Genomic DNA, 23,551 nt, shown 5'->3' on the forward strand with positions numbered 1-23,551 from the left:
CCGCCTTGCCTGGACGGTTCTTGAAATATAGGCGCCTCGCGAACAGCGGATTGAGCGAATTGCAACGGGGCTCGTATTGACGAGTCTTTCATATTTTCGAATGAAAACTGACGGGTACTGGTTGTGTTGAATTCACCATTTTCTCCTTGGCCTTCTTTTACTGAAGAGGAAGCTGACGCCGTACGTGATGTGATTCTGTCCAATAAGGTCAACTACTGGACCGGTACACAGGGGCGTGAGTTTGAGAAGGAGTTCGCTGCATGGGCGGGCACCGAATACGCCATCGGCCTGGCTAACGGAACGGTTGCCCTGGACCTTGCCTTGAAGGCGTTGGGTATCGGTGCTGGCGATGAAGTGATTGTCACCTCACGCACGTTTCTTGCTTCCGTCTCGAGCATTGTGAATGCCGGGGCTGTTCCGGTTTTCGCCGATGTGGATCGCGATTCGCAAAACTTCAGCGCGCAGACTATCCGCGCTGTACTGACTCCTCGCACCCGGGCCGTAATCTGTGTGCATTTGGCTGGCTGGCCTTGCGATATGGATCCGATCATGGCCCTGGCCGAGGAATTCGACCTTAAAGTGATCGAAGATTGTGCCCAGGCCCATGGCGCCCGTTACAAGGGGCGCCCGGTGGGGTCAATTGGCCATATCTCTGCCTGGTCCTTTTGTCAGGACAAGATCATGACCACAGGTGGCGAGGGCGGAATGGTCACAACCAACGATCGTAAGTTGTGGTCGGACATGTGGTCGTTCAAGGATCATGGCAAAAGCTGGGAAGCTGTCTACGAACGTAACCATCCTCCTGGTTTTCGCTGGTTGCATGAAAGCTTCGGTACGAACTGGAGAATGCTCGAGGTTCAGGCCGTCATCGGTCGGATTCAGCTCAAGCGCATGACCGACTGGCAGGCCAGCCGGCTGGCGAATGCCGGGCAGATATGGGAGTGCGCCAGCCAACTCAAAGGCTTGCGTGTGCCAATCATGCCTGAGGGCAGTGTTCACGCGGCGTATAAGTGCTACGTGTTTGTCGAGCCTCAGGCTCTCAAGGCCGGATGGGATCGTGATCGTATTCTGGCGGAGATTTCGGCACGAGACGTTCCGGTATTTTCCGGTTCCTGCTCCGAGGTCTATCTGGAGAAGGCGTTTGACAATACTGGCTGGCGTCCGGCGAGCCGGTTGCCGGTAGCACGGGAGCTCGGCGAAACAAGTGTAATGTTTCTCGTGCACCCGACGTTGACGCAGCATGAGATCGACAAGACATGCTCGGTGCTCAAGGCCGTTATGCAGTTGGCTACCGAAGAGTAATCAGTTAGACAGTCAGGAATGCCCGTCTTTGTTTGCAACGCAGAAGGATTTGAGCTGCGGGCCAGTCAAATGGAGTTTTCCATCATCATGGTATGAGGTCCCTTGGAATCATCCATGGTGGTGGCGGATGTACTTTAGGAGTAACAGAGGTGTTTCAAGGCGTTATGGATAAGTTGAGAACCTTATTACTGGGTTTAACGCGGCGGCAGAAACGTGCCTTCCAGGTAGTGACCGACGTTTTTCTTGTCTGGTTTGCCCTTTGGATGGCCTTTGTCGTTCGTTTGGGGATTGATGAGCTGATCAATCCTTTCACTGAATACCTATGGCTATTCCTGAGCGCCACGGTCATCGCTATTCCGCTGTTTGTACGGTTTGGTATGTACCGTGCAGTCATGCGCTATTTTGGAAACGATGCGCTGATCGCAATTATCAAGGCCGTCAGCCTGTCATCGTTGATTCTCGCGCTGGTGGTTTACTGGAGCGGCAACCATCAGTTGTTTGTTCCACGCTCGGTCATCTTCAATTACTGGTGGTTGAGCATGGTCATGATCGGGGGGCTACGCCTCGCGATGCGCCAGTATTTCCTGGGAGACTGGTTCGCGGCTGCGCAACATGTTCCTTTTACCAATCGAGATGATGGACTGCCGAAGGTGGCCATCTATGGTGCGGGGGCAGCCGGTAATCAATTGGTTGCTGCATTGCGCATGGGGAGGCTGTTGCGTCCTGTCGCCTTTATTGATGATGACAGCAGCATTGCCGATCGTGTGATTTCAGGCTTGCATGTCTATAAGCCAAAGCATATCCAGCAGATGGTTGACGTCACCGGTGCCCAGCAGATTCTTCTCGCCATTCCGTCTGCCAATCGTGGGCGCCGCCGGGAGATATTGACCTTCCTGGAGGGGTTCGCACTCCATGTGCAAAGCGTGCCCGGTTTTATGGATTTGGCCAGCGGGCGAGTGAAAGTCGATGATATCCAGGAAGTTGATATTGCTGACTTGTTGGGCCGTGACTCTGTCCCCCCTCAGGACGAGCTGCTTGAACATTGCATCAAGGAGCAGTCGGTTCTTATAACCGGGGCGGGCGGTTCAATCGGGTCTGAGCTTTGCCGGCAGATTCTCACGCTGCAACCCACGACACTGCTGTTGTATGAGCATAGCGAGTTCAATCTCTACAGCATCCTGCAAGAGCTTGAGCAGCGAATCGTGCGTGAGTCGCTTTCAGTTAAGTTATTGCCAATCCTGGGTTCTGTGCGCAATCAGGAAAAGCTCTTTGACGTCATGAAAACCTGGCGCGTGAACACGGTCTACCATGCGGCGGCTTACAAGCATGTACCGATGGTCGAGCATAATATTGCTGAAGGCGTGCTGAATAATGTGATGGGCACGCTGAGCGCCGCGCAAGCCTCTTTACGCGCCAATGTGGCGAACTTCGTGCTGATCTCTACTGATAAGGCGGTGCGTCCCACCAATGTAATGGGAAGCACCAAGCGTCTCGCAGAAATGACACTGCAGGCGCTCAGCAGTGAAATTGCTCCGGTGCTTTTCGGTGAGACTTCGAATGTTTCCCGTGTGAACAAGACCCGCTTTACCATGGTGCGGTTCGGCAATGTGCTGGGCTCATCAGGATCAGTGATCCCGTTGTTCCACAAGCAAATCAAATCCGGTGGCCCGCTGACGGTTACGCACCCCAAGATTACCCGGTATTTCATGAGCATCCCTGAAGCCGCTCAATTGGTTATCCAGGCGGGCTCCATGGGGCTGGGCGGTGACGTATTTGTTCTGGATATGGGCGAGCCGGTGAAAATCGTCGAGCTGGCCGAGAAGATGGTGCACCTTTCCGGCTTGAGTATTCGCTCTGATAAAAATCTTCAAGGTGACATCTCCATTGAGTTTACGGGGCTGCGTCCCGGCGAAAAACTTTATGAGGAACTGTTGATCGGCGACAACGTAGTCACGACGCCGCACCCGATGATTATGAGTGCCAATGAAGACTACTTGCCCTGGGAGGTGTTGAAGGGCCGATTAACGGAGCTGCTCAGCGCCGTTGAACAGGATGACTACACGCGTGTGCGTCAGTTGCTGCGCGAAACGGTCAGCGGCTATTCCCCGGACGGTGAAATCGTCGACTGGATCTACCAGCAGCGTCGTCTTGAGCCCTGAGCTCACACCCTGTAACTCACCCATTTTTGACTCTCCCCAAACATCGCCTAAGTTTGAAAAGCAGCTTCGGAAAAGCTGCTTTTCCCTTATCGATGTCATGGAGTGTCACCTATGCGTAAAGCTTATTTCTCATCCTTTGTCTTTGCCTTTCTTGCCAGCCTCTCCCTAGCCACTACTGCCGCACCTTCCACCAAACCCGAAACGCCAACCTCCATTTCCACACAAATGACCAAGGTCGACCACACCACCAAGGTCAGCCTCAACTCCGCAGACGCCGAAACCCTGCGCCGGGACCTCTTCGGCATTGGCGCAGCCAAAGCCAAGGCCATCGTCGCTTACCGCGAAACCAACGGGCCCTTCACTGCGATAGATGAGTTGCTGGAAGTAAAAGGTATCGGCAAGGCATTGCTGGAGAAGAACCGCGACAGGCTTGAGGTCAATTGAACATCTGAAAAGCAGGCGAGGAGGCCGGTCATTGACCGGCTTTCTTCTGGCCGCAGAACCCCGCTTTCAAGCTCCCCCGCACCACATCAAGAATCCGCGTGGCCAATTCGGCGCTCTCCACACTTCTTGCCAACACCAACGCTCCCACCAGCGTCGACATCAGCACAAGGCCCTGTTCGCGGGCATTCGGGCTATCAAGGGCCGCTTCGACCTGCTTGAGCCGGGCGTTAAGCACCTCATCCGTCGTCCTGCTGTTCTGCCCGCGCAACCCCAGCTCGGAAGACATCGTGGGCAGCGGGCACCCCTCATGAGGTGATGTCTGATGCCATTGCGACAGGTAGCTATCAATGAACGCGTCCAACGGTCGCTGTTGGCTGAACAGCTTTTTGCAATGTTCATCCAGTTGAGCTGCGGCCTCTTGCAACGCCTTTTCCACCAACTCGTCCTTTGACCTGAAGTGCGCGTAAAACCCGCCATGCGTCAGGTTCAGCGACTTCATCAGCGGCTGCAGGCCGGTCGCACCAATGCCGTCGCGGCGAAAGCGTACCGAGGCCTCCTTGATGATGCGCTGGTGGGTTTGAGCTTTGTGGTCTTGTGAATAGCGCATGGGAAGGCCTCCGAAACATCAGGCCATATTAACCAAGCTTCGCTGGGCATACGCGGGTGTTTACAAAATTGTGCGGCTCAACGGGGAGCCGCTTCAGTCTCAGCGATCCTGCGCATCCTTGGCGTCCGCTTGGGCATTGCGTTCTGCCACGCGCTTACGTTGTTCATCAGTCAATTCAACCTTGTTGGCGCTGTCTCGCAGCATCAACAAACCACCGACGATCGAACCGATCGCGACCACTAAAATCAACCAGGCATACCACGGCATAGGGCTCTCCTTGAGGCAGCAAACCGTGGGGAAATTTCCCACGGTAATGACTGCTTTGAGTAACGGGCTTTCTTAGTAGTTCATTGTAGGCCCGTTCTGCCCCGGTAGCCTTACAGCCCGGTCAACATAGCGTCCGCCGGTGCATCGGCGCGGTCTTGCGCGGTCAGTTGGAAGTACACAAAACCCACCACCATGAAGCCCAGGAAGATCAGCCCGATCAGCGCGTTGAACCACGCCATCGCCACCAGGCAGACCACGGCCAGTACCAGCGCAATCCCCGGCACGATTGGATAGCCCGGGGCGCGGAAGGTCCGCTCCAGCAGCGGTTCGGTCTTGCGCAGTTTGAACAGGCTGAGCATGCTCATGATGTACATGACGATGGCACCGAACACCGCCATGGTGATCATCGCGGCGGTCAGGGTCATGCCGCCCAGGTTGATCAGCCCGTCGCTGTAGATGGCGGCGATGCCGACGATGCCGCCGGCGATGATTGCCCGGTGCGGCGTCTGGAAGCGCGACAGTTTGGCGAGGAAGGAGGGCAGGTAGCCCGCGCGCGCCAGGGCGAAGAATTGGCGGGAGTAACCCAGGATGATCCCGTGGAAGCTGGCCACCAGGCCGAACAGGCCGATCCACACCAGCATGTGCAGCCAGCCCGAGCTGTCGCCGACCACGGTTTTCATCGCCTGGGGCAGCGGGTCGTTGATGTTCGACAGGGTGCGCCAGTCACCCACGCCACCGGCAAAGAACATCACGCCCATGGCCAGAATCACCAGGGTGAGGATGCCGCTGATGTAGGCCTTTGGAATAGTGCGCTTGGGATCTTTCGCCTCTTCGGCCGCCATGGCGGCGCCTTCGATGGCGAGGAAGAACCAGATGGCAAAGGGTATGGCCGCAAACATTCCGGCGATCGCCGGTGCGCCGAAGGTGTCGGAGCCGGCCCAGCCGTTGAGGGCGAAGTTGCTGAAGCTGAAGGCGGGAGCGACCACGCCCATGAACACCAGCAACTCGGCCACGGCAAGCACGCAGACCACCAATTCAAAGGTGGCGGCGAGCTTCACCCCGAGGATGTTCAGGCCCATGAACACAATGTAGGCGCCGACGGCCGCATGTTTCGGATCGAGGGCCGGAAACTGCACGTTCAGGTACGCGCCGATGGCCAGGGCGATCGCGGGCGGGGCGAAGACGAACTCAATCAGCGTCGCCAGCCCGGCAATCAAGCCACCTTTCTCGCCAAACGCCCGGCGGCTGTAGGCAAACGGGCCGCCAGCGTGAGGAATCGCGGTGGTCAGCTCGGTGAAACTGAATATAAAGCAGGTGTACATGGCGGCGACCATTAACGAGGTCACCAGGAAGCCCAATGTTCCCGCCACGCCCCAGCCATAACTCCAGCCGAAATACTCTCCGGAAATCACCAGCCCGACTGCGATGCCCCACAAATGCAGAGTGCCCAAGGTGGGTTTGAGTTGTGTGTTCATCGTGTAGCTCTCCCTGAACGGTTTGGAATGTTTCAGGGCATTGCAGCGGACATGCCATTAACCAAAGCCGTGTCGTAAAGGCGCCGAACTGTCGCCGAGGGAACGGTTTGGCGTTTGAATCATTTCAAGCGCTGCACCAGATAAGGGCGTTGGTGTCTGGTCTGACGCTATCGCGGGCAAGCCCGGCTCCCACATTTGAAGTGCATACCCCCCGTAAACCCCGCATAAACCCACTCTTTACGCCGTCTTTACGCCCCACCCATACCGTCGCTCTCGTTCCTTTACGCCACTCCTGCGGACAATCCTCCTACACGCGGCAGTCGCCGCACGACGGAGAAACTTCCATGAGCGTTCTGGACGGGGTGTCACTGCTGTTGGCTGTGGCGCTGTTCATTTATCTGCTGGTTGCGCTGTTACGCGCGGATCGGAACTAGGAGCAGGCTATGCACAGTTATGACTATTGGCTGATCATCGCCTTCTTTGCCTTGGTGCTGATTCCGGCACCGGCCCTGGGGCGGTTCTACTACAAGGTAATGGAAGGGCAGCGAACCTGGCTCACGCCGGTGTTCGGCCCGGTCGAGCGCGTGTGCTATCGCCTTTCGGGTGTCGATGCGGACCAGGAACAGAGCTGGCAGAAATACGCGCTGGCGTTGCTGGCGTTCAACCTTGCCGGTTTCGTGCTGCTGTTCGCGATCCTGCTGTTCCAGGAATACCTGCCGCTGAACCCGCAGAAATTGCCGGGTCAGGAATGGACCCTGGCGTTCAACACCGCCATCAGTTTCATGACCAACACCAACTGGCAGAACTACAGCGGTGAAGCGTCCCTGAGCTACCTCAGTCAGATGATCGGCCTCACCGTGCAGAACTTCGTCAGTGCCGCCACCGGCCTCGCCGTACTGGTCGCGTTGTGCCGTGGGATCGGTCGCAAATCCACCAAGACTTTGGGCAACTTCTGGGTCGACATGACTCGCGCCACGCTCTACGGCCTGTTGCCGTTGTGCCTGGTGTTCGCGTTGTTCCTGGTCTGGCAGGGCGTGCCACAAACCTTCGCTCACTATGTGAACGCGGTCACCATGCAGGGCGTTGACCAGGTCATCCCACTGGGCCCGGCTGCCAGCCAGATTGCGATCAAGCAACTGGGCACCAACGGTGGTGGCTTCTTCGGCGTCAACTCGGCGCATCCGTTCGAAGACCCGACTGCCTGGGCCAACCTGTTTGAACTGGGCGCGATCATCCTGATTCCGGTGGCGCTGGTGTTCACCTTTGGCCACTACGTGAAAGACCTGCGTCAGAGCCGGGCGATCCTCGGTTGCATGCTGGCCTTGTTCATCATCGGCGGTGCTACCGCGATGTGGGCCGAGTACCAACCCAACCCGGCGCTGAACAACCCGGCGGTTGAGCAGGCGGCACCGCAGGAAGGTAAGGAAGCGCGCTTCGGCACCACTGGCACCGTGTTGTGGTCGGTGGCGACCACCGCCGCGTCCAACGGTTCGGTCAACGGTATGCAAGACAGCCTCAACCCCCTGAGCGGGATGGTGTCGCTGGTCAACATGATGGTCGGCGAAGTGATCTTCGGCGGCGTCGGCGCCGGCATGTACGGCATGTTGCTCAACGTGTTGATTGCGGTGTTCCTCGCCGGCTTGATGATTGGCCGTACACCGGAATACCTCGGCAAGAAACTCCAGGCCAAGGAAGTGCAGTTGCTGGTCGTGACCTTGCTGGTGATGCCGGTCGGCACCCTGGTACTCGGTGCCATCGCCGCCAGCCTGCCTGGCCCGGCCGGTGCCATCAGTAACCCTGGCCCCCACGGTTTCAGCCAGTTGCTGTACGCCTACACCTCGGCCAGTGCCAACAACGGTTCGGCGTTCGGCGGCTTCAGTGCCAACACCGCGTTCCACAACCTGATGTTGAGCCTGTCGATGTTGCTCGGTCGCTTCGGTTACATCCTCCCGGTACTGGCCCTGGCCGGCAGCCTGGCGATGAAGAAGACCGCACCGATTGGCCAGAACAGCTTCCCGACCCACGGCCCGCTGTTCGTGACCCTGTTGACCGTGACCATTTTGCTGGTGGGCGGCCTGACCTTCCTGCCGACGCTGGCACTTGGGCCTATCGCTGAACATTTGAGCATGGCTGCTTTTTAAATGAAGAGCCTAGGGGATATGAAAATGAACTTGCCTGCAAAAAACGCGGCTCCCGTGAAAACCCAGGAGCCGGCCAAAACCGCAATGTCGGCCCTGTGGCGCCCGGCGCTGGTCCAGGCGTTCGTCAAGCTGGACCCGCGCCAGCTGCAACGCTCGCCGGTGATGCTGGTGGTCGAGCTGACCGCGATCCTCACCACCATCCTGTGCTTCGTGCCGGAGGTGGCCGTACCGACCTACGTCGCCGTGCAAATCGCCGTGTGGCTGTGGTTCACCGTGCTGTTTGCCAACTTCGCCGAAGCCTTGGCTGAAGGCCGCGGCAAGGCCCGCGCCGACAGCCTCAAGGCCGGCAGCGAGGGCCTCAGCGCCCGCCGCAAGGAAGCCGACGGCAGCTTCAAGGTCGTGCCGGCCACCAGCCTGCGCAAAGGTGATGTGGTACGCGTGGTCGCCGGGGAAATGATCCCGGGTGACGGCGAAGTCATCGAAGGGATTGCCGCGGTCAACGAAGCGGCCATCACCGGTGAATCGGCCCCGGTTATCCGTGAATCCGGCGGCGACCGCTCGGCCGTCACCGGCAACACCCGCCTGGTCTCGGACTGGTTGATGATTCGCATCACCGCCAACCCGGGCGAGTCGACCCTGGACCGCATGATCGCCCTGGTGGAAGGCGCCAAGCGCCAGAAAACCCCCAACGAAATCGCGCTGGACATCCTGCTGATCGGACTGACGCTGATCTTCCTGCTGGTGGTGGTGACCCTGCAGCCGTTCGCCCACTTCGCCAATGGCAACCTGCCGCTGGTGTTCCTGGTGGCGCTGCTGGTCACGCTGATCCCGACCACCATCGGCGGCCTGTTGTCGGCCATCGGTATTGCCGGCATGGACCGCCTGGTGCGCCTCAACGTGATCGCCAAATCCGGTCGCGCGGTGGAGGCGGCGGGGGACGTGCACGTGCTGTTGCTGGACAAGACCGGCACCATCACTTTCGGTAACCGTCGTTGCACCAACGTGATCGCCGCGCCGGGTGTCAGCGGCAAGGAATTGGCCGAGGGCGCGCTGCTGGCATCCCTGGCGGACGACACGGCCGAAGGTAAGTCCATCGTCGAATACCTGCGCGGCCAGCACCCGCAAGCCGAGCCGTCGACGGATGAGCTGACCTCGGTACCGTTCAGCGCGGAAACCCGCCTGTCCGGCGTCGACTACCAGGGCCGTGTGTTCCGTAAGGGGGCCGTGGATTCGCTGCTGGCGTTCATTGGCCTGCAACGCCGCGACCTGCAACCGGCGCTGTCGCGGGAAATCGACAAGATCGCCCAGAGCGGCGGCACACCATTGCTGGTGTGTGCCGACGGCAAATTGCTCGGCGCGATTCACCTCAAGGACGTGGTCAAGCCCGGCATCCGCGAACGGTTTGCCGAGCTGCGCAAGCTGGGGATCCGCACCGTGATGGTGACCGGCGACAACCCGCTGACCGCTGCTGCGATTGCCGCTGAAGCCGGTGTGGATGACGTGCTCGCCGAAGCCACCCCAGAGAAAAAACTCGCGCGCATTCGTCACGAACAGAACGATGGTCGCCTGGTTGCGATGTGCGGCGACGGCGCCAACGACGCCCCGGCGCTGGCCCAGGCTGACGTCGGCATGGCAATGAACGACGGCACGCAAGCCGCCCGTGAAGCGGCCAACATGGTCGACCTCGACAGCGACCCGACCAAGCTGCTGGACGTGGTGCAGATCGGCAAGGAATTGCTGGTGACCCGTGGTGCGCTGACCACCTTTTCCATTGCCAACGACGTGGCCAAGTACTTCGCGATCCTGCCGGCGCTGTTCGCCTCGATCTACCCGCAACTGGGTGTGCTCAACGTGATGCACCTGCAAAGCCCGCAGAGCGCGATCCTCTCGGCCATCGTGTTCAACGCGCTGATCATCGTGGTGCTGATCCCGCTGGCGCTGCGCGGTGTGCGCGTACAGGCGGCGAGTGCGGCGGCATTGCTGCGTCGCAACCTGCTGATCTACGGCCTGGGCGGGATCGTGGTGCCGTTCGTGGGCATCAAGGCGATCGACATGCTGTTGACCGCGCTGCACCTGGTTTGACTCGATGCCCGCAGGTACCGGCAAACCGGTGCCTGCAGGTTGCAATGACCGAATTGAGGAATTTGAAATGTCCAACATTATCCGCCCGGCCCTGAGCCTGCTGGTGTTGATGAGCCTGATCACCGGCGTGGCCTATCCCCTGGTTGTTACCGGCGTGGCGCAAGTCGCGTTCCCTGACCAGGCCAACGGCAGCCTGGTACACGATGCCAGCGGCAAGGTGCGTGGTTCGAGCCTGATTGCCCAGGATTTCACCGGTGACGGCTGGTTCCACCCACGGCCATCTGCTGGTGCGTTTGCTACGGTTTCCAGCAGCGCCAGCAACCTCGGCCCAAGCAACCCAGCACTGGCCGCTCGTGTATTTGACGATGCCAAGAAAATGCTGGTGCCAGACCAGGGACCGGTGCCGATGGCATTGCTGACTACCTCCGGCAGCGGTCTTGATCCACACTTGCCACCGCAGGCAATTGCCTATCAACTGGCCCGGGTAGCTGCCGCGCGTAATCTGCCGGTGGCGACCCTGCAGCGCTTGATGGATGAGCACATCGAAAGCCCGCTGGTGGGGCCGCCGGTGGTGAACGTGCTGGCGTTGAACATGGCCTTGGAAAAACTGTAAGCCGTGGCGACGCTTTTGCGAGCAAGCCCGCTCCCACATTCGACTGAGTTTCACCTTTGGAATGCGGTCAAATGTGGGAGCGGGCTTGCTCGCGAAGGCGGACTCAAGAAACCCACATCAACACCTGAAGGAAGACCGCCCGCATGAGCGACTCCGGCCGCGCCGATGCCCTGTTAGCCGATCTACCCCGGGACGGCCGTGGCCGGCTCAAAGTCTTCCTCGGCGCCGCGCCCGGCGTGGGCAAGACCTACGCCATGCTCCAGGCTGCCCACACCCAGCTGCGCCAGGGCGTGCGGCTGATCGCCGGCGTGGTGGAAACCCACGGCCGCGCCGAGACCGAAGCCTTGCTCAGCGGCTTGCCACAACAGCCGTTGCTGCGCTCCGAATACCGCGGCGTGATGCTGGAGGAAATGGACCTCGACGGCCTGCTCGCCGCCAAGCCCAAACTGGTGCTGGTGGACGAACTGGCCCACAGCAACGCCCCCGGCAGCCGCCACGAAAAACGCTGGCAAGACATTCAGGAATTGCTCTCGGCGGGCATCAACGTCTTCACCACGGTCAACGTCCAGCACCTGGAAAGCCTCAACGACCAGGTGCGCGGCATTACCGGCGTGCAAGTGCGCGAGACCTTGCCCGACTGGGTCTTGCAGGAAGCCGATGAACTGCTGCTGATCGACCTGCCATCCCGGGAACTGCTGGAGCGCCTGCGGGACGGCAAGGTGTACGTGCCGGAACAGGCCCGTGCTGCCATCGATGCCTTCTTCACCCAGACCAACCTCATGGCCCTGCGCGAGCTGGCGATGCAAACCGCGGCGGCCCATGTCGACGATGACCTGGCCCAGGGTTATCGCCAATTGGGCCAGGCCGCACCGGCTGTGCGTGGCCGCTTGCTGGTGGGCGTGGACGGCGATGCCCAGGCCGAACGCCTGGTGCGTCATGCCAGCCGCGTAGCCCAGCGTCGGCATTTGCCGTGGAGCCTGGTGCATGTGGATAACGGCCGGGTGCGGGATGAACAATCGCGCCTGCGTCTGCAAAACGCCCAGCAACTGGCCGAGCGTCTTGGCGGTGAAGTGGTGTTGCTGCGAGCGGGGGAGGTGGCCAAGACCCTGATCCAGCACGCCGCCGAGCGTCGCGCCAGCTTGATTCTGGTGGGGCAGTCCCGGCCGCGCTGGCGGCGCAATCTGTTTGGTGGCGGCTTGGCGGCACGCCTGCTGCGCAATGCACGGGGCCTGGAAATCAACGTCCTCGACAGCGACGAAGTTCCGGCCCCTCCGCGCCTGCCGGATGTGCGTGGGCTGGTGTGGTTTGACTATGCCCTGGCGGTGGTGGCGACCGTGATCGCGGCCGCAGTCGCATGGGGTGTCGCCAGTGCCTTGCCGTTGCCGAATATCTCGCTGGTGTTCCTCGCCGCCGTATTGCTGGTGGCGGTGCGCAGTAGCCTGGGGCCGGCGCTGGCGTGTGCGGCGCTGTCATTCCTGAGCTACGACTTCCTGTTCATCCCGCCGAATTTCTCCTTCGCGATCCAGCGTGAAGAAGACGTGCTGACGCTGTTGTTCTTCCTGCTGATGGCGGCGCTCACCGGTAATCTCGCTGCACGCCAGCGCCGGCAGTTGCAGGCGCTGCGCGATACCCAGGAAGAAACCACCGAGCTGCTCGACCTGTCCCGCAAACTCACCGCCGCCACCGATCGCCAGGCAGTGATCAGTGCCGCCGCGCATCATCTGGAAGGCTGGAGCGACCTGCATTTGTGCCTGCTCAACCGCGACGGGCAGGGCGACTGGAAGGTCGAGACCGGAGGCCCGATCACCTTTACCGAAGCCGAACGCGCCGCCGCCGACTGGGCCTGGCAGCACGATCAGCCGGCCGGCATGGGCACCGGCACCTTGCCGTTCGGGCGCTGGTGGTGGTGGCCGTTGTCCAGCGAAGAAGGCCCGTTGGGCCTGCTGGGGGTCAGCCCGAAGGCCGGGCTTGAACTGAGCGGCCAGCGCCGTCGCCTGCTCACGGCCTTGAGCCAGCCATTGGCCCAGGCCCTGGCCCGTGCGCAGCTCGGCCAGGAACTGGAAGCGGCACGCCTGCACGGTGAAACCGAGCAATTGCGCAGCGCCTTGCTGGCTTCGGTGTCTCACGATTTGCGCACACCGCTGACCTCCATGCGTGGCAGCATCGACAGCCTGTTGGCCCTCGGCGAGGCGATTCCCCTGGAAGATCGCCGGGAGCTGCTGGAAGGCACTCGCGATGAGGCTGAGCGCCTGGATCGCTACATCCAGAACCTGCTGGACATGACTCGTCTGGGCCACGGCGCGCTGAAGCTGGCGCGGGACTGGGTGTCACCCGGCGATATCGTCGGCAGCTCCCTGGGCCGCTTGCGTGCGGTATTGGCGCCGCTGCAGGTGATCACCGACGTGCCGCCCGAGCTGCCGCTGCTCTACGTGCATGCCGCGTTGATCGAGCAGGCACTGGTCAACGTACTGGAAAATGCCGCACGCTTCTCGCCGCCACAAGGCCGGCTGAAACTCAGCGCGGGCGTGCAGGATAACCAGTTGTTTTTTGCTGTTGCCGATGAGGGACCGGGGATTCCCGAGGAGGAGCGGGCGAAAATTTTCGATATGTTCTACACCGCCGCCAGGGGGGATCGCGGCGGGCAGGGCACCGGGCTCGGCCTAGCGATCTGCCAGGGCATGGTCGGCGCCCACGGCGGGCATATCAGCGTGGCCGACGGCATTGACGGCCGTGGCACCTGCATCACTTTATTCCTGCCATTGCAGGCCCAGCCTGGCCTGGAAAGCGAACCTTGAGCTACCCTCTTTTCTTCACGGATTTTGATTGGACACCATGAGCCAGACTGCGACGATTTTGGTCATTGACGACGAACCGCAGATCCGCAAGTTCTTGCGTATCAGCCTGGCCTCCCAGGGCTACAAAGTGATCGAGGCCGGCACCGGCAACGAAGGCCTGGCGCAGGCCGCCTTGAGTAAACCGGACCTGCTGGTGCTCGACCTCGGCCTGCCGGACATGGACGGCCAGCAGGTGCTGCGCGAGTTTCGTGAGTGGTCCACGGTACCGGTACTGGTGTTGTCGGTGCGAGCCAGTGAAGTGCAAAAAGTCGAGGCGCTGGACAACGGCGCCAATGACTATGTGACCAAGCCATTTGGCATCCAGGAGTTTCTTGCACGGGTGCGGGCGTTGTTGCGCCAGGCGCCGGCGGGGGAGGCCCAGGAAGCGGCGTTGCGCTTTGGCCCGCTGACGGTAGACCTGGCTTATCGGCGGGTGCTGCTGGACGGTGTCGAAGTGGCGCTGACCCGCAAGGAATACGCGGTACTGGCGCAACTGGCGCGGCATCCCGGGCGGGTGATCACCCAGCAGCAACTGCTCAAGGATATCTGGGGCCCGACCCATACCGAAGACAGCCATTACCTGCGGATTGTGGTGGGGCATCTGCGCCAGAAACTGGCGGATGATCCGACCCAGCCACGGTTTATCGTGACTGAGGCCGGTGTTGGGTATCGGCTATTGAACACCGAAGCCTGAAGCGTTAGCTCACCTGTGGCGAGGGAGCTTGCTCCCGCTGGGCTGCGCAGCAGCCCCAGAATCCTGGGAGCGCTTCGCANNAAGCTCCCTCGCCACACAAGCCCTGCTTATCAAACCTCAGTGTTGCTCGCTCTCGTAACGATCCAGCGTATCGCTCGCGATTTCCCGCCCCAGCGCGATCAACTCCGGCGCTTTGTAAAACTCGAAAAACCGGCACACGCGCTTCGGCACGTTGATCAGAATATCCGGCGGATACCCGGCGATCTTGTACTGCGCCAATGACGTCTGCATCACCTCAAAGCTCTGGTTGATCAAATCCAGCAGCGATGCAGGCCCCACGTTATCGATGATGAACGAGCCGGTCGCCGACTTTGGCGCCCCGGCCTTTTCCGGTGCCGCCGCCGGTTGTTGCGCCTCGGGTTCGGCAGAGTCCAGCCACGGGTTGATGTCGGCAGCCTGGGCCAGCAGCGCTTCCTGTTCCAGCATCAACAACTGCTCGGCCTGCTTGCGCCGAAACGGCAAGTGCGAACCTAGTGAACGCACCAGGTTGTCGAAGCGGCTCCTGAACGCCGGCGGACGCTGGATCACCGGAAGCTTGTAGTGCTTCTGGTTGGTGGAGTTGAGGTTGACCGCAATGATCAGGTCGCAGTGGCTCGACACCACCGGCACGATCGGCAGAGGGTTCAGCAAGCCGCCGTCCACCAGCATGCGATTGCCCTGCATCACCGGGGTGAACAGGCTGGGAATCGCCGCCGAGGCCCGCATGGCCTGGTGCAGGCAGCCTTCCTGGAACCAGATTTCCTGCTGGTTGGTCAGGTCGGTGGCCACGGCGGTGTAGGGAATGCGCAGGTCTTCGATATTGATCTCGCCGACGATCTTGCGGATCTGCCCGAACACCTTCTCGCCACGGATCGCCCCCAGGCGAAAGCTCACGTCTACCAGGCGCAGTACGTCCAGGTAGTCGAGGCTTTCGATCCAGTTTCGGTACTCTTCCAGCTTGCCCGCGGCATAGATCCCACCCACCACGGCGCCCATGGAGCAACCGGCAATGCAGGCGATGTCGTAGCCGCGTTTTTCGATTTCCTCGATCACGCCGATATGGGCGTAGCCCCGGGCGCCGCCGGAGCCCAGCACCAATGCAACACGTTTCTTCATGACCTGATCCTTCGCAAAACAGGTGACCACAATGCACCCATCGAGGGGCGCGCTTCAATCATCACTGTCACAACCGATTATTTTCGCGAGCGGGCCACCACGCTCGGGTATGCTCTGGCAATCGGGACTGCGGATTCAGGCAGTCGGATAAGGCACTTTTCGGTGTAGGCAACGTCTACACCTGTGACTGTTTTTTCTTTTCTTGAGGTGTCATTTGATGAAAGCCTGGATGTGTGTGCCTGTGATCGTGTTGGCCCTGGCCGGTTGTGCCGGGAAAACCGCTTATCGCGACAGCTGCGGCACGCAACTGGATGCTGCGTGGCACGAGCTGGACCTGGCCAAGGCCGAAGGTTTCGCCGGCACCGTGAGTTACTCCAAGGCTCTGTCGTTGTTGACTGGCGCCAAGACCCAGCAGCAGTTCGAAGCCTTCGAAGGCTGCTCGACCAAGGCCGAGAAAGCCCGCTTCTATATTCGTGAGTCGCGCGCCGGGCGCTAACCCCGCGTAGCAGTTGTCGAGTGCAACGAGGTTGCGTCGGCGGCCTCAAGCCCGAAGGTTTAATCATTGAGGAGGAAAGGATGTCAGCCTTGGTCGATCAGCTAGTCGCGCAGGTCATCGGCCTGGAAGTTGGGTTACTGAGCTGCCAGGCGCGCCTCGCCGCCGTCACGGACGACGAGGCCCTGCATGATCTGCGCACCACGGTGCGGCGCTTGCGCAGCCTGTTGCGGCCATTGCGTGGGTTGCCCGGTGTCGAGCAGCTCGAGGCGGCCGCCAGTGCCGTCGGCCAACTGACCACGCCATTTCGCGACCGCGAAGTGCTGGCGGCGTACCTCCACCAACACGGCCATCATGAGGCGGCCGAGCGGCGTATCCGGCAACAGCCGGCCACCTACCGCTCGGTTGCACAAGGGCCTGAGCTGGCGCAACTGCTGTTGATCCTCGAAGCATTCCCCCGCTTTATCCGCGCCTCCCAACGGCAGAAATTGCTCAAGGGCCTGCGCACGCGCATTGAAAAACGCCTGGCCAAGCAATGGAAGAAGCTCGGCGAAGCGCTGCACGACCCCAACCACGACCGTCATCGCCTGCGCCTGTTGATCAAGCGCGTGCGTTATGCGGCCGAGGCTTATCCCGAGCTGAACAAGCTACCGCCCAAAGCCATATCGCGTCTCAAGGCGGCCCAGGGCGCCCTGGGTGATTGGCACGATTGCTGGCAATGGCTGGCGCAAGCCGGGCACGAGCCCGATTTGCAGCCGTGCGTGCCTGGTTGGCACCGCACCATGGCCGAGGCGGAAGGGCAGGCGGATCGGGTTTTGGATAAGTTGAACGCCGACTGCTTCGCTTGACCCTGCGACCTATCTGTCCGGGATTTTGGCCGGAATAGGCGCTGCATGGTGTAGGCCGGCTGGTTAAGATCCCTCAACTCCTTTTTCAAGTTGAGACCGCCATGCGCTTTAGTGATTTGCTCGACGCTGCCCGCAGCCACCCGTTGGACGTTTCGATCCCGGCCGAATGGGCCCAGGGCCGCGCCAGCTTTGGCGGGCTGGTTGCGGCGTTGGAGTACGAGGCCTTGCGGGCGAAGGTCCCGGCGGATCGCCCGTTGCGCTCACTGGCGATCACCTTTGTGGGCCCGGTGGCGCCGGACGTGCCGGCCCGCTACGAAGTCGAAGTGCTGCGCGAAGGCAAGGCCGTCAGCCAAGTGCTGGGACGTGTGGTGCAGAACGGTGAAACGATGACCCTGGTGCAGGCCAGTTTTGGCGCATCACGGCCTTCGCAGATTGACGTCGCCGCCGAACCGGCGCCCACCTTCAAGCATTGGGATGAATGCCAGGAGTTGCCCTACATCAAAGGCGTGACGCCGGAGTTCATGCGCCACCTGGCGATGCGCTGGAGCGTCGGTGGCCTGCCGTTCACCGGCAATACATCCCGGGAGATGGGCGGCTGGGTGCGCTTGCGTGGCGATGTAAAAGAAGAGCCGCTGACCGAAGCGCACATCCTCGCGCTGGTGGATGCGTGGCCACCGTCGGTGTTGCCGCACCTGAAACAACCGGCGGCCGGCAGCACCCTGACCTGGACCATCGAATTTGTCCAACCGCTGCAAAACCTGAGCACCCTGGACTGGTGCCAATACCTGGTCCACATCGAGCACGCCCGCGATGGCTATGGCCATGCGGCTGCGCAGTTGTGGAGCCCCGACGGCCAGTTGATCGCTATCAGCCGCCAGTCGGTGGTGGTGTTCGCCTGAGTCCTCAGACCAGCAAGTGTTGATCGCTGGAGGCGTCGCTGCCGCGTGCCTCCAGGCGACGACCGTGATGCTGCAATGCAAGGGCTGCCAGAATGCCGACGATACCGATGGCGGCACTCGCCAGGTTCTCGCTGAACACGCCCGATGCCATCAACAGAAAACCGATGACCAGGAGTGGCAGCGCAATCAGCTGCAACACTTGATTGGTCCCGTGCTGGTGATTTTGCGGGTGGGTGCGCCATTGCCAGGCGGGGATATTCGGATGACGTTTGCCCATGATCGTGATTCCTCTGTCCGTTGAAACATCTTGAGCAGAGTTTAGGTCGGGCAGGGTGGGGCCGCGAATCAAGGATGGCTATGGGGGCCATAGCCACCCCTTCAGGGGTTAAAGCCGCAACTGGCCGATGGCCTTGCTCAGTTCCCCGGCCAGGGTCGCCAGCTCATTGCTGGTGGTCGCCGAGTCTACCGTCTGCTGCACGGTGTTTTCGGTGACGTCCCGAATGCTCACCACCGCCCGATTCATTTCCTCGGCCACATGGCTTTGCTGCTCGGCAGCCACGGCAATCTGCGTGTTGCTCTCGCGCATCTGCGCCACCGCGCCGGTGATCTCGGCGAGGGCAATCCCGGCTTCTTGAGCCTGTTGCACACAGTCGTCGGCCTTGAACGAGCTTTCCTGCATGAAATCCACCGCGTCCCGGGTGCCGGCTTGCAGGGCGGACACCATGCGGGTGATTTCATCGGTGGAGCTTTGCACCCGCTTGGCCAGGTTGCGCACTTCGTCGGCGACCACGGCAAAACCCCGGCCCATTTCGCCGGCGCGGGCGGCTTCGATGGCGGCGTTGAGGGCCAGCAGGTTGGTCTGTTCGGCGATGCTGTGAATCACCCCGACCACGCCATTGATTTTCTGGCTGTCCTCGGCCAGCTTCTGGATCATTTCGGCGGTCTGCTGCACGCCGGTGGACAGCCCGGCAATCGAGCGCTGTACCCGGCTGACCACTTCCTGGCCGCTGCCGGCGAGAGTGTCGGCCGTCTGGGACAGGTCGCGGGTGGCGCCGGCGTGCTGGGCGATGTGGTAGACGGTGGCGGTCATCTCGTTGATCGCCGTGGCGGCCTGGTCGGTTTCGCTTTGCTGGCCGAGCATGCCGTGCTGCACCTCGTTCATGCTGCTGGCCAGGCGTGCGGCGCCGTCGTCCAGTTGCCTGGCGGTGCGCGCAACCGTGTTGACCACCCGTTGATAACCCGCCTGCATCGCGTTGAAGGCGCTGGCCATCTGCCCGACTTCATCCTTGCAGGCCAGGGGGACGCGGGCCGAGAGGTCGCCGGTTTTCTCGACGTGCAGCATCACGTCTTTCAAGGTGTTGAGCTGGCTGAGGAGAAAGCGGATCAGCAGCTGTGAGGCGCCGAGCATGGCCAGCATCAGAATCATCACCGCTACGGCGTAGTTGGCGAAGCGTTCTTCGAACACTTGGCTCAAGCTGGGCCCGTAGGCCAGCACGGCGACCTGTTGACCGTCGGCACGGCTGATTACTTCGGCGCCCATCAGCGGGTTTTCGCCGAACAGTGGCATGTGATTGAAATCCACCCAGCCACTGGCGTTGGCCAGGGCTGACAGATCTTCGTCGCCCAGTTGTGGGACTTTGCCCCTGGCAAACGTCAGCCAGTGCTCGCCCTTGGGCAGTGGCTGGCCGGCGGGCCAGGCACCGAGCAAGCGCCCCTGGGCTTGCGCCGACGCCTGCGCGGCCTGGCTGCGGGCCTGTTGTTCGAGCTGCACGGCGTACAACACCAGCAGCAGGGTAGTGATGAAGGCGACCGCGTTCACGGCCCAGAATTTGTACTTCAGCGAGATGTTGCTAAGCCAGGCACCCATGGAAGGTTTTCTCTGATAGCGGAAACAGCATTGGCAAGGTGCCATTATTGTGCCGCTATCGGGATGCCGGGTTTTGATATGGGTCAATGCGCCGCGTCAATCCGGCACAGGCAATCCAAAAAAGGCGCGGGCACAGGCGGTGCTGTGTTGCGCCAGGTCTTCCACGGTTTCTTCGCGGTGCAACGCGACCTCCCGCAGGACTTCCGGCAAATAGGCGGGTTCGTTGCGACCGTTTTTCGGCTTGGGCCGCAGGGTGCGAGGCAGCAGGTAGGGCGCGTCGCTTTCCAGCATCAGGCGGCCCCGGGGGATTTCCCTGACCAGCGGATGCAGGTGCGTCCCACGGCGCTCGTCACAGATCCAGCCGGTGATACCGATATGCAGGTCCAGGTCGAGGTAGCTGAACAGCGCCCGCTGCTCGCCGGTGAAGCAGTGCACCACGGCGGCTGACAGGTGATCGCGGTAGTCCCGCAGGATTTCCAGCAGGCGCTGGTTGGCGTCACGTTCGTGGAGGAATACCGGGAGCTTCAACTCCACGGCCAGGGCCAGGTGTTCTTCAAGGACTTTTTCCTGCTGGGGGCGCGGGGAGAAATCCCGGTTGAAATCCAGCCCGCATTCACCCACCGCACGCACGCGACTTTCCTTGAGCAGGCCGCGCAGGCGCCTGGCGCTTTCGGCGTTCCAGTCACTGGCAGAGTGGGGGTGAATGCCGGCGGTGGCGAACAGGCGTTGGCCACTTTCGTCCAGTTGCTGGCACAGCTCCAGGGCCTGTTCGCTGCCGTCGACACTGGTACCGGTGAGCACCAATTGGCTCACCCCGGCGGCGTAGGCACGGTCGAGAACGGCCTGGTGCTTTTCGTCGAAACTTGGGTTGGTCAGGTTGACGCCGATATCAATGAGTTGCATGGTGCTACCTCCGCCTGCGGTCGGAAAGCATATCAGAGCTGTAGATTTATAAGAAAAGCCAAGAACTACAACGAGTTAAAGCTGTCTTTGAAAGTCGCAAGTAACACCGTGTTTGGTTTGTCGCCATCTGCCGTGCCACCCTTGCGCCCAAAGCCTGCGCTCATGGCGCTCTGTTTCTGTCCCCCAACGCCTCGTTTTTCGCGAAGCAATGGGCAGTATTCTTTCTTCCGGAGAGCGGATGATCCGACCCTCGGCGTTGCTTGTGTTGTGCCTGACGTTACTGCTGCCCATGGCGGCGGTTGCGCGTCTGGACGGGCCGCTGGAAGTGACCCGGCCCGGCAAGGTCCGCGACCTTGCGGAAATCCGCAGCAGCCGCACCTTGCGGGTATTGGTCAACCAGAGCCGCAACAGCTCCGGCGAAGTCCAGGGCCAGGCCATCGGTGTTGAATACCATCGCCTGCGCGCTTTCGAGCAATACCTCAACGGTCACGCCCGTGACGGCGAGGAAATCAACCTCAAGATTATTCCCAAGGCCAAGGATCAACTGATTGGCGCATTGGCCCGTGGCGAGGGCGACCTGGTGGCACCCGGCGAATTGCTGGATGTGAAGGCCGCCCACAAGATTGCCACCAGCGACCCGATCGCCAGCGACGTGCCGTTATGGCTGGTGGGGCTGAAGGGCGAGCGGCGGTTTACCCGGCTGGAGCAACTGTCCGGGCGCACGCTGGCCTTGACCACGGGCAGTGCCGCGTCGGATGCGATCAGCCAGGTCAACCAGAAGCTGGCGCTGCACAAATTGCCGCCGGTGAAGGTGGAGTGGGTGGATCCGAGCCTCGCGGTAGAGGACGTGCTGGAGATGGTCCAGGCCGGGATTTTCCACCTGACCATTGTCGAGCGGCCGATTGCCGAACGCTGGGCGAAGATCCTGCCCAAGCTGCGTTTCGACCGGCAAGTGACCATCAGCGAGCCGGGCGAAGAGTATTGGTTTGTGCGCCAGGATGCCTCGATGCTGCGGGCCAGTATTGATCGCTTCCTCAAGACCTACCGCACGCCGTCCGATCAGGATGTGGCGTTCCAGCGCATCTACCGCCGCCTCTACCAGGTACGTTATCCACTGGCTCGCGTCGACCGCCAGCGCCTGGAAAAACTGCGCCCGGTGCTGCAAAAGCATGCCCGCGAGCAGGGCATGGACTGGCTGAACCTGGCCGCGCTGGCGTTCAAGGAGTCTGCCCTGGACCCTGGCGCTCGCAGCAGCGGCGGCCCCACCGGGCTGATGCAGATCACGCCATCGGCGGCGCAGCGGGTCGGGGTGAACAACATCGAAAGCCTGGACAGCAATGTGCAGGCGGGCGCGCGGTACCTGGCGATGATCCGGCGCAAGTTCTTCTCAAGCCCCAAGCTCAACGAGCGCGAGCGCATGGCGTTTGTGCTGGCGGCCTACAACATGGGGCCCGAGCGGGTCCAGGGAATGCGTGCCGAGGCGCGGCGGCGGGGGCTTAACCCAAACCAATGGTTTTTCCAGGTCGAGCGCATTGCCATGGAGCAGGTGGGAATGAGCGGCGTCAGCTATGTTAATAGCGTGAACAAGTATTACCTGGCGTTTGATCGTGAGCGGGAGTCGTTGGAGCCGGCAGCGCCACGGGTTGCCTCACGTAAATAATCTATTAATTCGATAATTATGAGCCGCTTTATCGGCTTTTATCATTGTTTAAACTGATTAATATAGCGGCCAACCCAACCCCTACCTTGAAAAGGATTATCAGCATGAGCCCATTGATCACCCGCATCCTCTCCACCCGCGCCGGCTACGGCCTGACTGTCCTGCGGATTTTTGTCGGGATCATCTTCGCTGCCCACGGTTCGCAAAAACTCTTTGGCTGGTTTGGCGGCGGCGGCCTGGCGGGCACTGCCCAGTGGATGGAAAGTATCGGCCTGGCCCCAGGTACCCTGATGGCGGTGCTGTCCGGTGGTACCGAGTTCTTCGCCGGGCTGGCGCTGATCATTGGCTTGCTGGCACGGCCGGCGGCACTCGGCCTGTCGATCATTTCCCTGGTGGCGATTTTCTCGGTGCATATCCATAACGGTTTGTTCATGGCCAACAACGGCTACGAGTTCGCCCTGGCGCTGCTGGGCGGTACGCTGGCCGTGTTGTTGGAAGGTGCGGGCAAATTGTCCGCAGACCGCGCCATCACTCACTGATACCGCGACCCCCCCCCTTAAAAGGCCCGCCCAGTGCGGGCCTTTTCGTTGCTCGGGATTCTTGACACCGCCCTACAGGCTTCTCTAGGATGTTGCCCATGCGCCGATTTAAACAGCTAATTGCGGGGCGCCACGGGTGACTGATCACAGTCCCGACAGAAGCCAGAGCCATGGGCCAGCTTCGAAATTCCGCTAAAGCGCTGGTTCGGTGTTGCCTCTCACCTGCCCGCAGACTTTTGAGGCAGAGACACGACACAATGAATGCACTACGCCCCCTCATACGCCTGGCCCCGATCACCGCGGACCTGACCCAACGCAATCCTAAAATCCTCTTGGGCGGCAAGCATCAGCCGACGTTGCTGCGCTATCTGGATGGCTGGCCGCGCCGCACGGGGCGGCCTTCGGCCTTTCTGATCCAGTTTGTCGAAGACGGCGACTCCCTTGCGCGCTTTGCGTCCAACAGCTTCGACCTGGCCGTCATTCAGGCGCCCAGTGCCAGCGACGCGGGCGAAGTGATACGCCAACTGACCCGCATTGCCCGGCAAGGGCTGATCGCCCGGCGTTGAGCC

21 protein-coding genes and 1 pseudogene are annotated in these 23,551 nt (G+C 61.2%); 15 read left to right on the forward strand and 7 right to left on the reverse strand.

What is annotated here, in order from left to right; genetic code table 11:
* The first annotated feature begins 123 nt into the window (after positions 1-123).
* From HX873_RS14290 to HX873_RS14300, 3 genes are all read left to right on the forward strand, one after another.
* Positions 124-1,302: a DegT/DnrJ/EryC1/StrS aminotransferase family protein gene (locus tag HX873_RS14290; protein WP_177122831.1), complete on the forward strand. Its 1,179-nt coding sequence runs from the start codon at positions 124-126 to the stop codon at positions 1,300-1,302.
* 164 nt (positions 1,303-1,466) lie between these two features.
* The gene (locus HX873_RS14295) at positions 1,467-3,461 is read left to right on the forward strand and encodes a nucleoside-diphosphate sugar epimerase/dehydratase (RefSeq protein WP_008437723.1); all 1,995 of its coding nucleotides are present in this window, start codon (positions 1,467-1,469) and stop codon (positions 3,459-3,461) included.
* A gap of 111 nt (positions 3,462-3,572) precedes the next feature.
* The gene (locus HX873_RS14300; RefSeq protein ID WP_008437725.1) at positions 3,573-3,905 is read left to right on the forward strand and encodes a ComEA family DNA-binding protein; all 333 of its coding nucleotides are present in this window, start codon (positions 3,573-3,575) and stop codon (positions 3,903-3,905) included.
* A 28-nt stretch (positions 3,906-3,933) separates the two neighbouring features.
* Here HX873_RS14300 and HX873_RS14305 read toward each other — a convergent pair whose 3' ends face one another.
* The 3 genes from HX873_RS14305 to eat all read right to left on the reverse strand — a co-directional run bounded on the left by HX873_RS14305 (position 3,934) and on the right by eat (position 6,254).
* Positions 3,934-4,512 (reverse strand): TetR/AcrR family transcriptional regulator, encoded by a 579-nt coding sequence (locus HX873_RS14305; protein WP_008437726.1) that lies wholly within the window; start codon positions 4,510-4,512, stop codon positions 3,934-3,936.
* Between the two features lie 99 nt (positions 4,513-4,611).
* Entirely contained in the window at positions 4,612-4,779 is a 168-nt protein-coding gene (locus HX873_RS14310) for a DUF2897 family protein (protein ID WP_008437727.1), read from the reverse strand.
* 110 nt (positions 4,780-4,889) lie between these two features.
* Complete coding sequence (gene eat, locus HX873_RS14315) at positions 4,890-6,254, reverse strand: ethanolamine permease (RefSeq protein WP_003218757.1); 1,365 nt, start codon at positions 6,252-6,254, stop codon at positions 4,890-4,892.
* A 344-nt stretch (positions 6,255-6,598) separates the two neighbouring features.
* Here eat and kdpF point away from each other — a divergent pair, with 344 nt between their 5' ends.
* From kdpF to HX873_RS14345, 6 genes are all read left to right on the forward strand, one after another.
* A complete protein-coding gene (gene kdpF / locus HX873_RS14320; RefSeq protein WP_003218754.1) occupies positions 6,599-6,688 on the forward strand; it encodes a K(+)-transporting ATPase subunit F in 90 nt (29 codons plus the stop codon).
* A 9-nt stretch (positions 6,689-6,697) separates the two neighbouring features.
* The gene (gene kdpA, locus HX873_RS14325) at positions 6,698-8,395 is read left to right on the forward strand and encodes a potassium-transporting ATPase subunit KdpA (protein WP_177122832.1); all 1,698 of its coding nucleotides are present in this window, start codon (positions 6,698-6,700) and stop codon (positions 8,393-8,395) included.
* A 24-nt stretch (positions 8,396-8,419) separates the two neighbouring features.
* On the forward strand, positions 8,420-10,477 hold the full coding sequence (gene kdpB, locus HX873_RS14330) for a potassium-transporting ATPase subunit KdpB (protein ID WP_177008081.1): 2,058 nt from the start codon (positions 8,420-8,422) through the stop codon (positions 10,475-10,477).
* A 67-nt stretch (positions 10,478-10,544) separates the two neighbouring features.
* On the forward strand, positions 10,545-11,090 hold the full coding sequence (gene kdpC / locus HX873_RS14335; protein WP_102368432.1) for a potassium-transporting ATPase subunit KdpC: 546 nt from the start codon (positions 10,545-10,547) through the stop codon (positions 11,088-11,090).
* A gap of 143 nt (positions 11,091-11,233) precedes the next feature.
* Positions 11,234-13,885 carry a sensor histidine kinase KdpD gene (locus tag HX873_RS14340; protein ID WP_177122833.1) on the forward strand — a complete coding sequence of 884 codons (2,652 nt, stop codon included), beginning with the start codon at positions 11,234-11,236 and terminating at the stop codon, positions 13,883-13,885.
* 37 nt (positions 13,886-13,922) lie between these two features.
* On the forward strand, positions 13,923-14,618 hold the full coding sequence (locus HX873_RS14345; RefSeq protein ID WP_003218747.1) for a response regulator: 696 nt from the start codon (positions 13,923-13,925) through the stop codon (positions 14,616-14,618).
* Between the two features lie 117 nt (positions 14,619-14,735).
* Here the strand turns inward: HX873_RS14345 and HX873_RS14350 are convergent, their stop codons facing one another.
* Positions 14,736-15,773, reverse strand: coding sequence for a patatin-like phospholipase family protein (locus tag HX873_RS14350; protein WP_087693690.1), 1,038 nt, complete (start codon positions 15,771-15,773; stop codon positions 14,736-14,738).
* A 217-nt stretch (positions 15,774-15,990) separates the two neighbouring features.
* On the opposite strand from HX873_RS14350, the gene HX873_RS14355 reads away from it, so the two are divergent.
* The 3 genes from HX873_RS14355 (at position 15,991) to HX873_RS14365 (ending at position 18,013) form a co-directional block, all read left to right on the forward strand.
* The gene (locus HX873_RS14355; protein WP_003218744.1) at positions 15,991-16,269 is read left to right on the forward strand and encodes a hypothetical protein; all 279 of its coding nucleotides are present in this window, start codon (positions 15,991-15,993) and stop codon (positions 16,267-16,269) included.
* An 80-nt stretch (positions 16,270-16,349) separates the two neighbouring features.
* The gene (locus tag HX873_RS14360) at positions 16,350-17,114 is read left to right on the forward strand and encodes a CHAD domain-containing protein (protein ID WP_134325986.1); all 765 of its coding nucleotides are present in this window, start codon (positions 16,350-16,352) and stop codon (positions 17,112-17,114) included.
* Between the two features lie 101 nt (positions 17,115-17,215).
* The gene (locus tag HX873_RS14365; RefSeq protein WP_008437738.1) at positions 17,216-18,013 is read left to right on the forward strand and encodes an acyl-CoA thioesterase II; all 798 of its coding nucleotides are present in this window, start codon (positions 17,216-17,218) and stop codon (positions 18,011-18,013) included.
* A gap of 19 nt (positions 18,014-18,032) precedes the next feature.
* On the opposite strand, the pseudogene HX873_RS14370 reads toward HX873_RS14365, so the two are convergent.
* From HX873_RS14370 to HX873_RS14380, 3 genes and pseudogenes are all read right to left on the reverse strand, one after another.
* Positions 18,033-18,290: pseudogene (locus tag HX873_RS14370) on the reverse strand (terminase); the annotation flags it as partial.
* A gap of 108 nt (positions 18,291-18,398) precedes the next feature.
* Positions 18,399-19,880 (reverse strand): methyl-accepting chemotaxis protein, encoded by a 1,482-nt coding sequence (locus HX873_RS14375; RefSeq protein WP_177068723.1) that lies wholly within the window; start codon positions 19,878-19,880, stop codon positions 18,399-18,401.
* Positions 19,881-19,976: 96 nt separating this feature from the next.
* Positions 19,977-20,783: a TatD family hydrolase gene (locus HX873_RS14380; protein ID WP_003218739.1), complete on the reverse strand. Its 807-nt coding sequence runs from the start codon at positions 20,781-20,783 to the stop codon at positions 19,977-19,979.
* 238 nt (positions 20,784-21,021) lie between these two features.
* On the opposite strand from HX873_RS14380, the gene HX873_RS14385 reads away from it, so the two are divergent.
* The 3 genes from HX873_RS14385 to HX873_RS14395 all read left to right on the forward strand — a co-directional run bounded on the left by HX873_RS14385 (position 21,022) and on the right by HX873_RS14395 (position 23,548).
* Positions 21,022-22,443, forward strand: coding sequence for a transglycosylase SLT domain-containing protein (locus tag HX873_RS14385; protein ID WP_003218738.1), 1,422 nt, complete (start codon positions 21,022-21,024; stop codon positions 22,441-22,443).
* 104 nt (positions 22,444-22,547) lie between these two features.
* Positions 22,548-22,982 carry a DoxX family protein gene (locus HX873_RS14390; protein WP_003218737.1) on the forward strand — a complete coding sequence of 145 codons (435 nt, stop codon included), beginning with the start codon at positions 22,548-22,550 and terminating at the stop codon, positions 22,980-22,982.
* Positions 22,983-23,239: 257 nt separating this feature from the next.
* Positions 23,240-23,548, forward strand: coding sequence for a hypothetical protein (locus tag HX873_RS14395; RefSeq protein ID WP_003218736.1), 309 nt, complete (start codon positions 23,240-23,242; stop codon positions 23,546-23,548).
* Positions 23,549-23,551 lie beyond the last annotated feature (3 nt).

This window comes from Pseudomonas sp. P7758 (assembly GCF_013386485.1).
Lineage (GTDB): Bacteria > Pseudomonadota > Gammaproteobacteria > Pseudomonadales > Pseudomonadaceae > Aquipseudomonas.

Bases quoted from the DNA above. Each gene is read 5' to 3' on its own strand.
- HX873_RS14295 (WP_008437723.1), top strand. From the start codon at position 1,467: ATGGATAAGTTGAGAACCTTATTACTGGGTTTAACGCGGCGGCAGAAA.
- HX873_RS14300 (WP_008437725.1), top strand. From the start codon at position 3,573: ATGCGTAAAGCTTATTTCTCATCCTTTGTCTTTGCCTTTCTTGCCAGC.
- HX873_RS14305 (WP_008437726.1), bottom strand. From the start codon at position 4,512: ATGCGCTATTCACAAGACCACAAAGCTCAAACCCACCAGCGCATCATC.
- HX873_RS14310 (WP_008437727.1), bottom strand. From the start codon at position 4,779: ATGCCGTGGTATGCCTGGTTGATTTTAGTGGTCGCGATCGGTTCGATC.
- eat (WP_003218757.1), bottom strand. From the start codon at position 6,254: ATGAACACACAACTCAAACCCACCTTGGGCACTCTGCATTTGTGGGGC.
- kdpF (WP_003218754.1), top strand. From the start codon at position 6,599: ATGAGCGTTCTGGACGGGGTGTCACTGCTGTTGGCTGTGGCGCTGTTC.
- kdpA (WP_177122832.1), top strand. From the start codon at position 6,698: ATGCACAGTTATGACTATTGGCTGATCATCGCCTTCTTTGCCTTGGTG.
- kdpB (WP_177008081.1), top strand. From the start codon at position 8,420: ATGAACTTGCCTGCAAAAAACGCGGCTCCCGTGAAAACCCAGGAGCCG.
- kdpC (WP_102368432.1), top strand. From the start codon at position 10,545: ATGTCCAACATTATCCGCCCGGCCCTGAGCCTGCTGGTGTTGATGAGC.
- HX873_RS14340 (WP_177122833.1), top strand. From the start codon at position 11,234: ATGAGCGACTCCGGCCGCGCCGATGCCCTGTTAGCCGATCTACCCCGG.
- HX873_RS14345 (WP_003218747.1), top strand. From the start codon at position 13,923: ATGAGCCAGACTGCGACGATTTTGGTCATTGACGACGAACCGCAGATC.
- HX873_RS14350 (WP_087693690.1), bottom strand. From the start codon at position 15,773: ATGAAGAAACGTGTTGCATTGGTGCTGGGCTCCGGCGGCGCCCGGGGC.
- HX873_RS14355 (WP_003218744.1), top strand. From the start codon at position 15,991: ATGAAAGCCTGGATGTGTGTGCCTGTGATCGTGTTGGCCCTGGCCGGT.
- HX873_RS14360 (WP_134325986.1), top strand. From the start codon at position 16,350: ATGTCAGCCTTGGTCGATCAGCTAGTCGCGCAGGTCATCGGCCTGGAA.
- HX873_RS14365 (WP_008437738.1), top strand. From the start codon at position 17,216: ATGCGCTTTAGTGATTTGCTCGACGCTGCCCGCAGCCACCCGTTGGAC.
- HX873_RS14375 (WP_177068723.1), bottom strand. From the start codon at position 19,880: ATGGGTGCCTGGCTTAGCAACATCTCGCTGAAGTACAAATTCTGGGCC.
- HX873_RS14380 (WP_003218739.1), bottom strand. From the start codon at position 20,783: ATGCAACTCATTGATATCGGCGTCAACCTGACCAACCCAAGTTTCGAC.
- HX873_RS14385 (WP_003218738.1), top strand. From the start codon at position 21,022: ATGATCCGACCCTCGGCGTTGCTTGTGTTGTGCCTGACGTTACTGCTG.
- HX873_RS14390 (WP_003218737.1), top strand. From the start codon at position 22,548: ATGAGCCCATTGATCACCCGCATCCTCTCCACCCGCGCCGGCTACGGC.
- HX873_RS14395 (WP_003218736.1), top strand. From the start codon at position 23,240: ATGAATGCACTACGCCCCCTCATACGCCTGGCCCCGATCACCGCGGAC.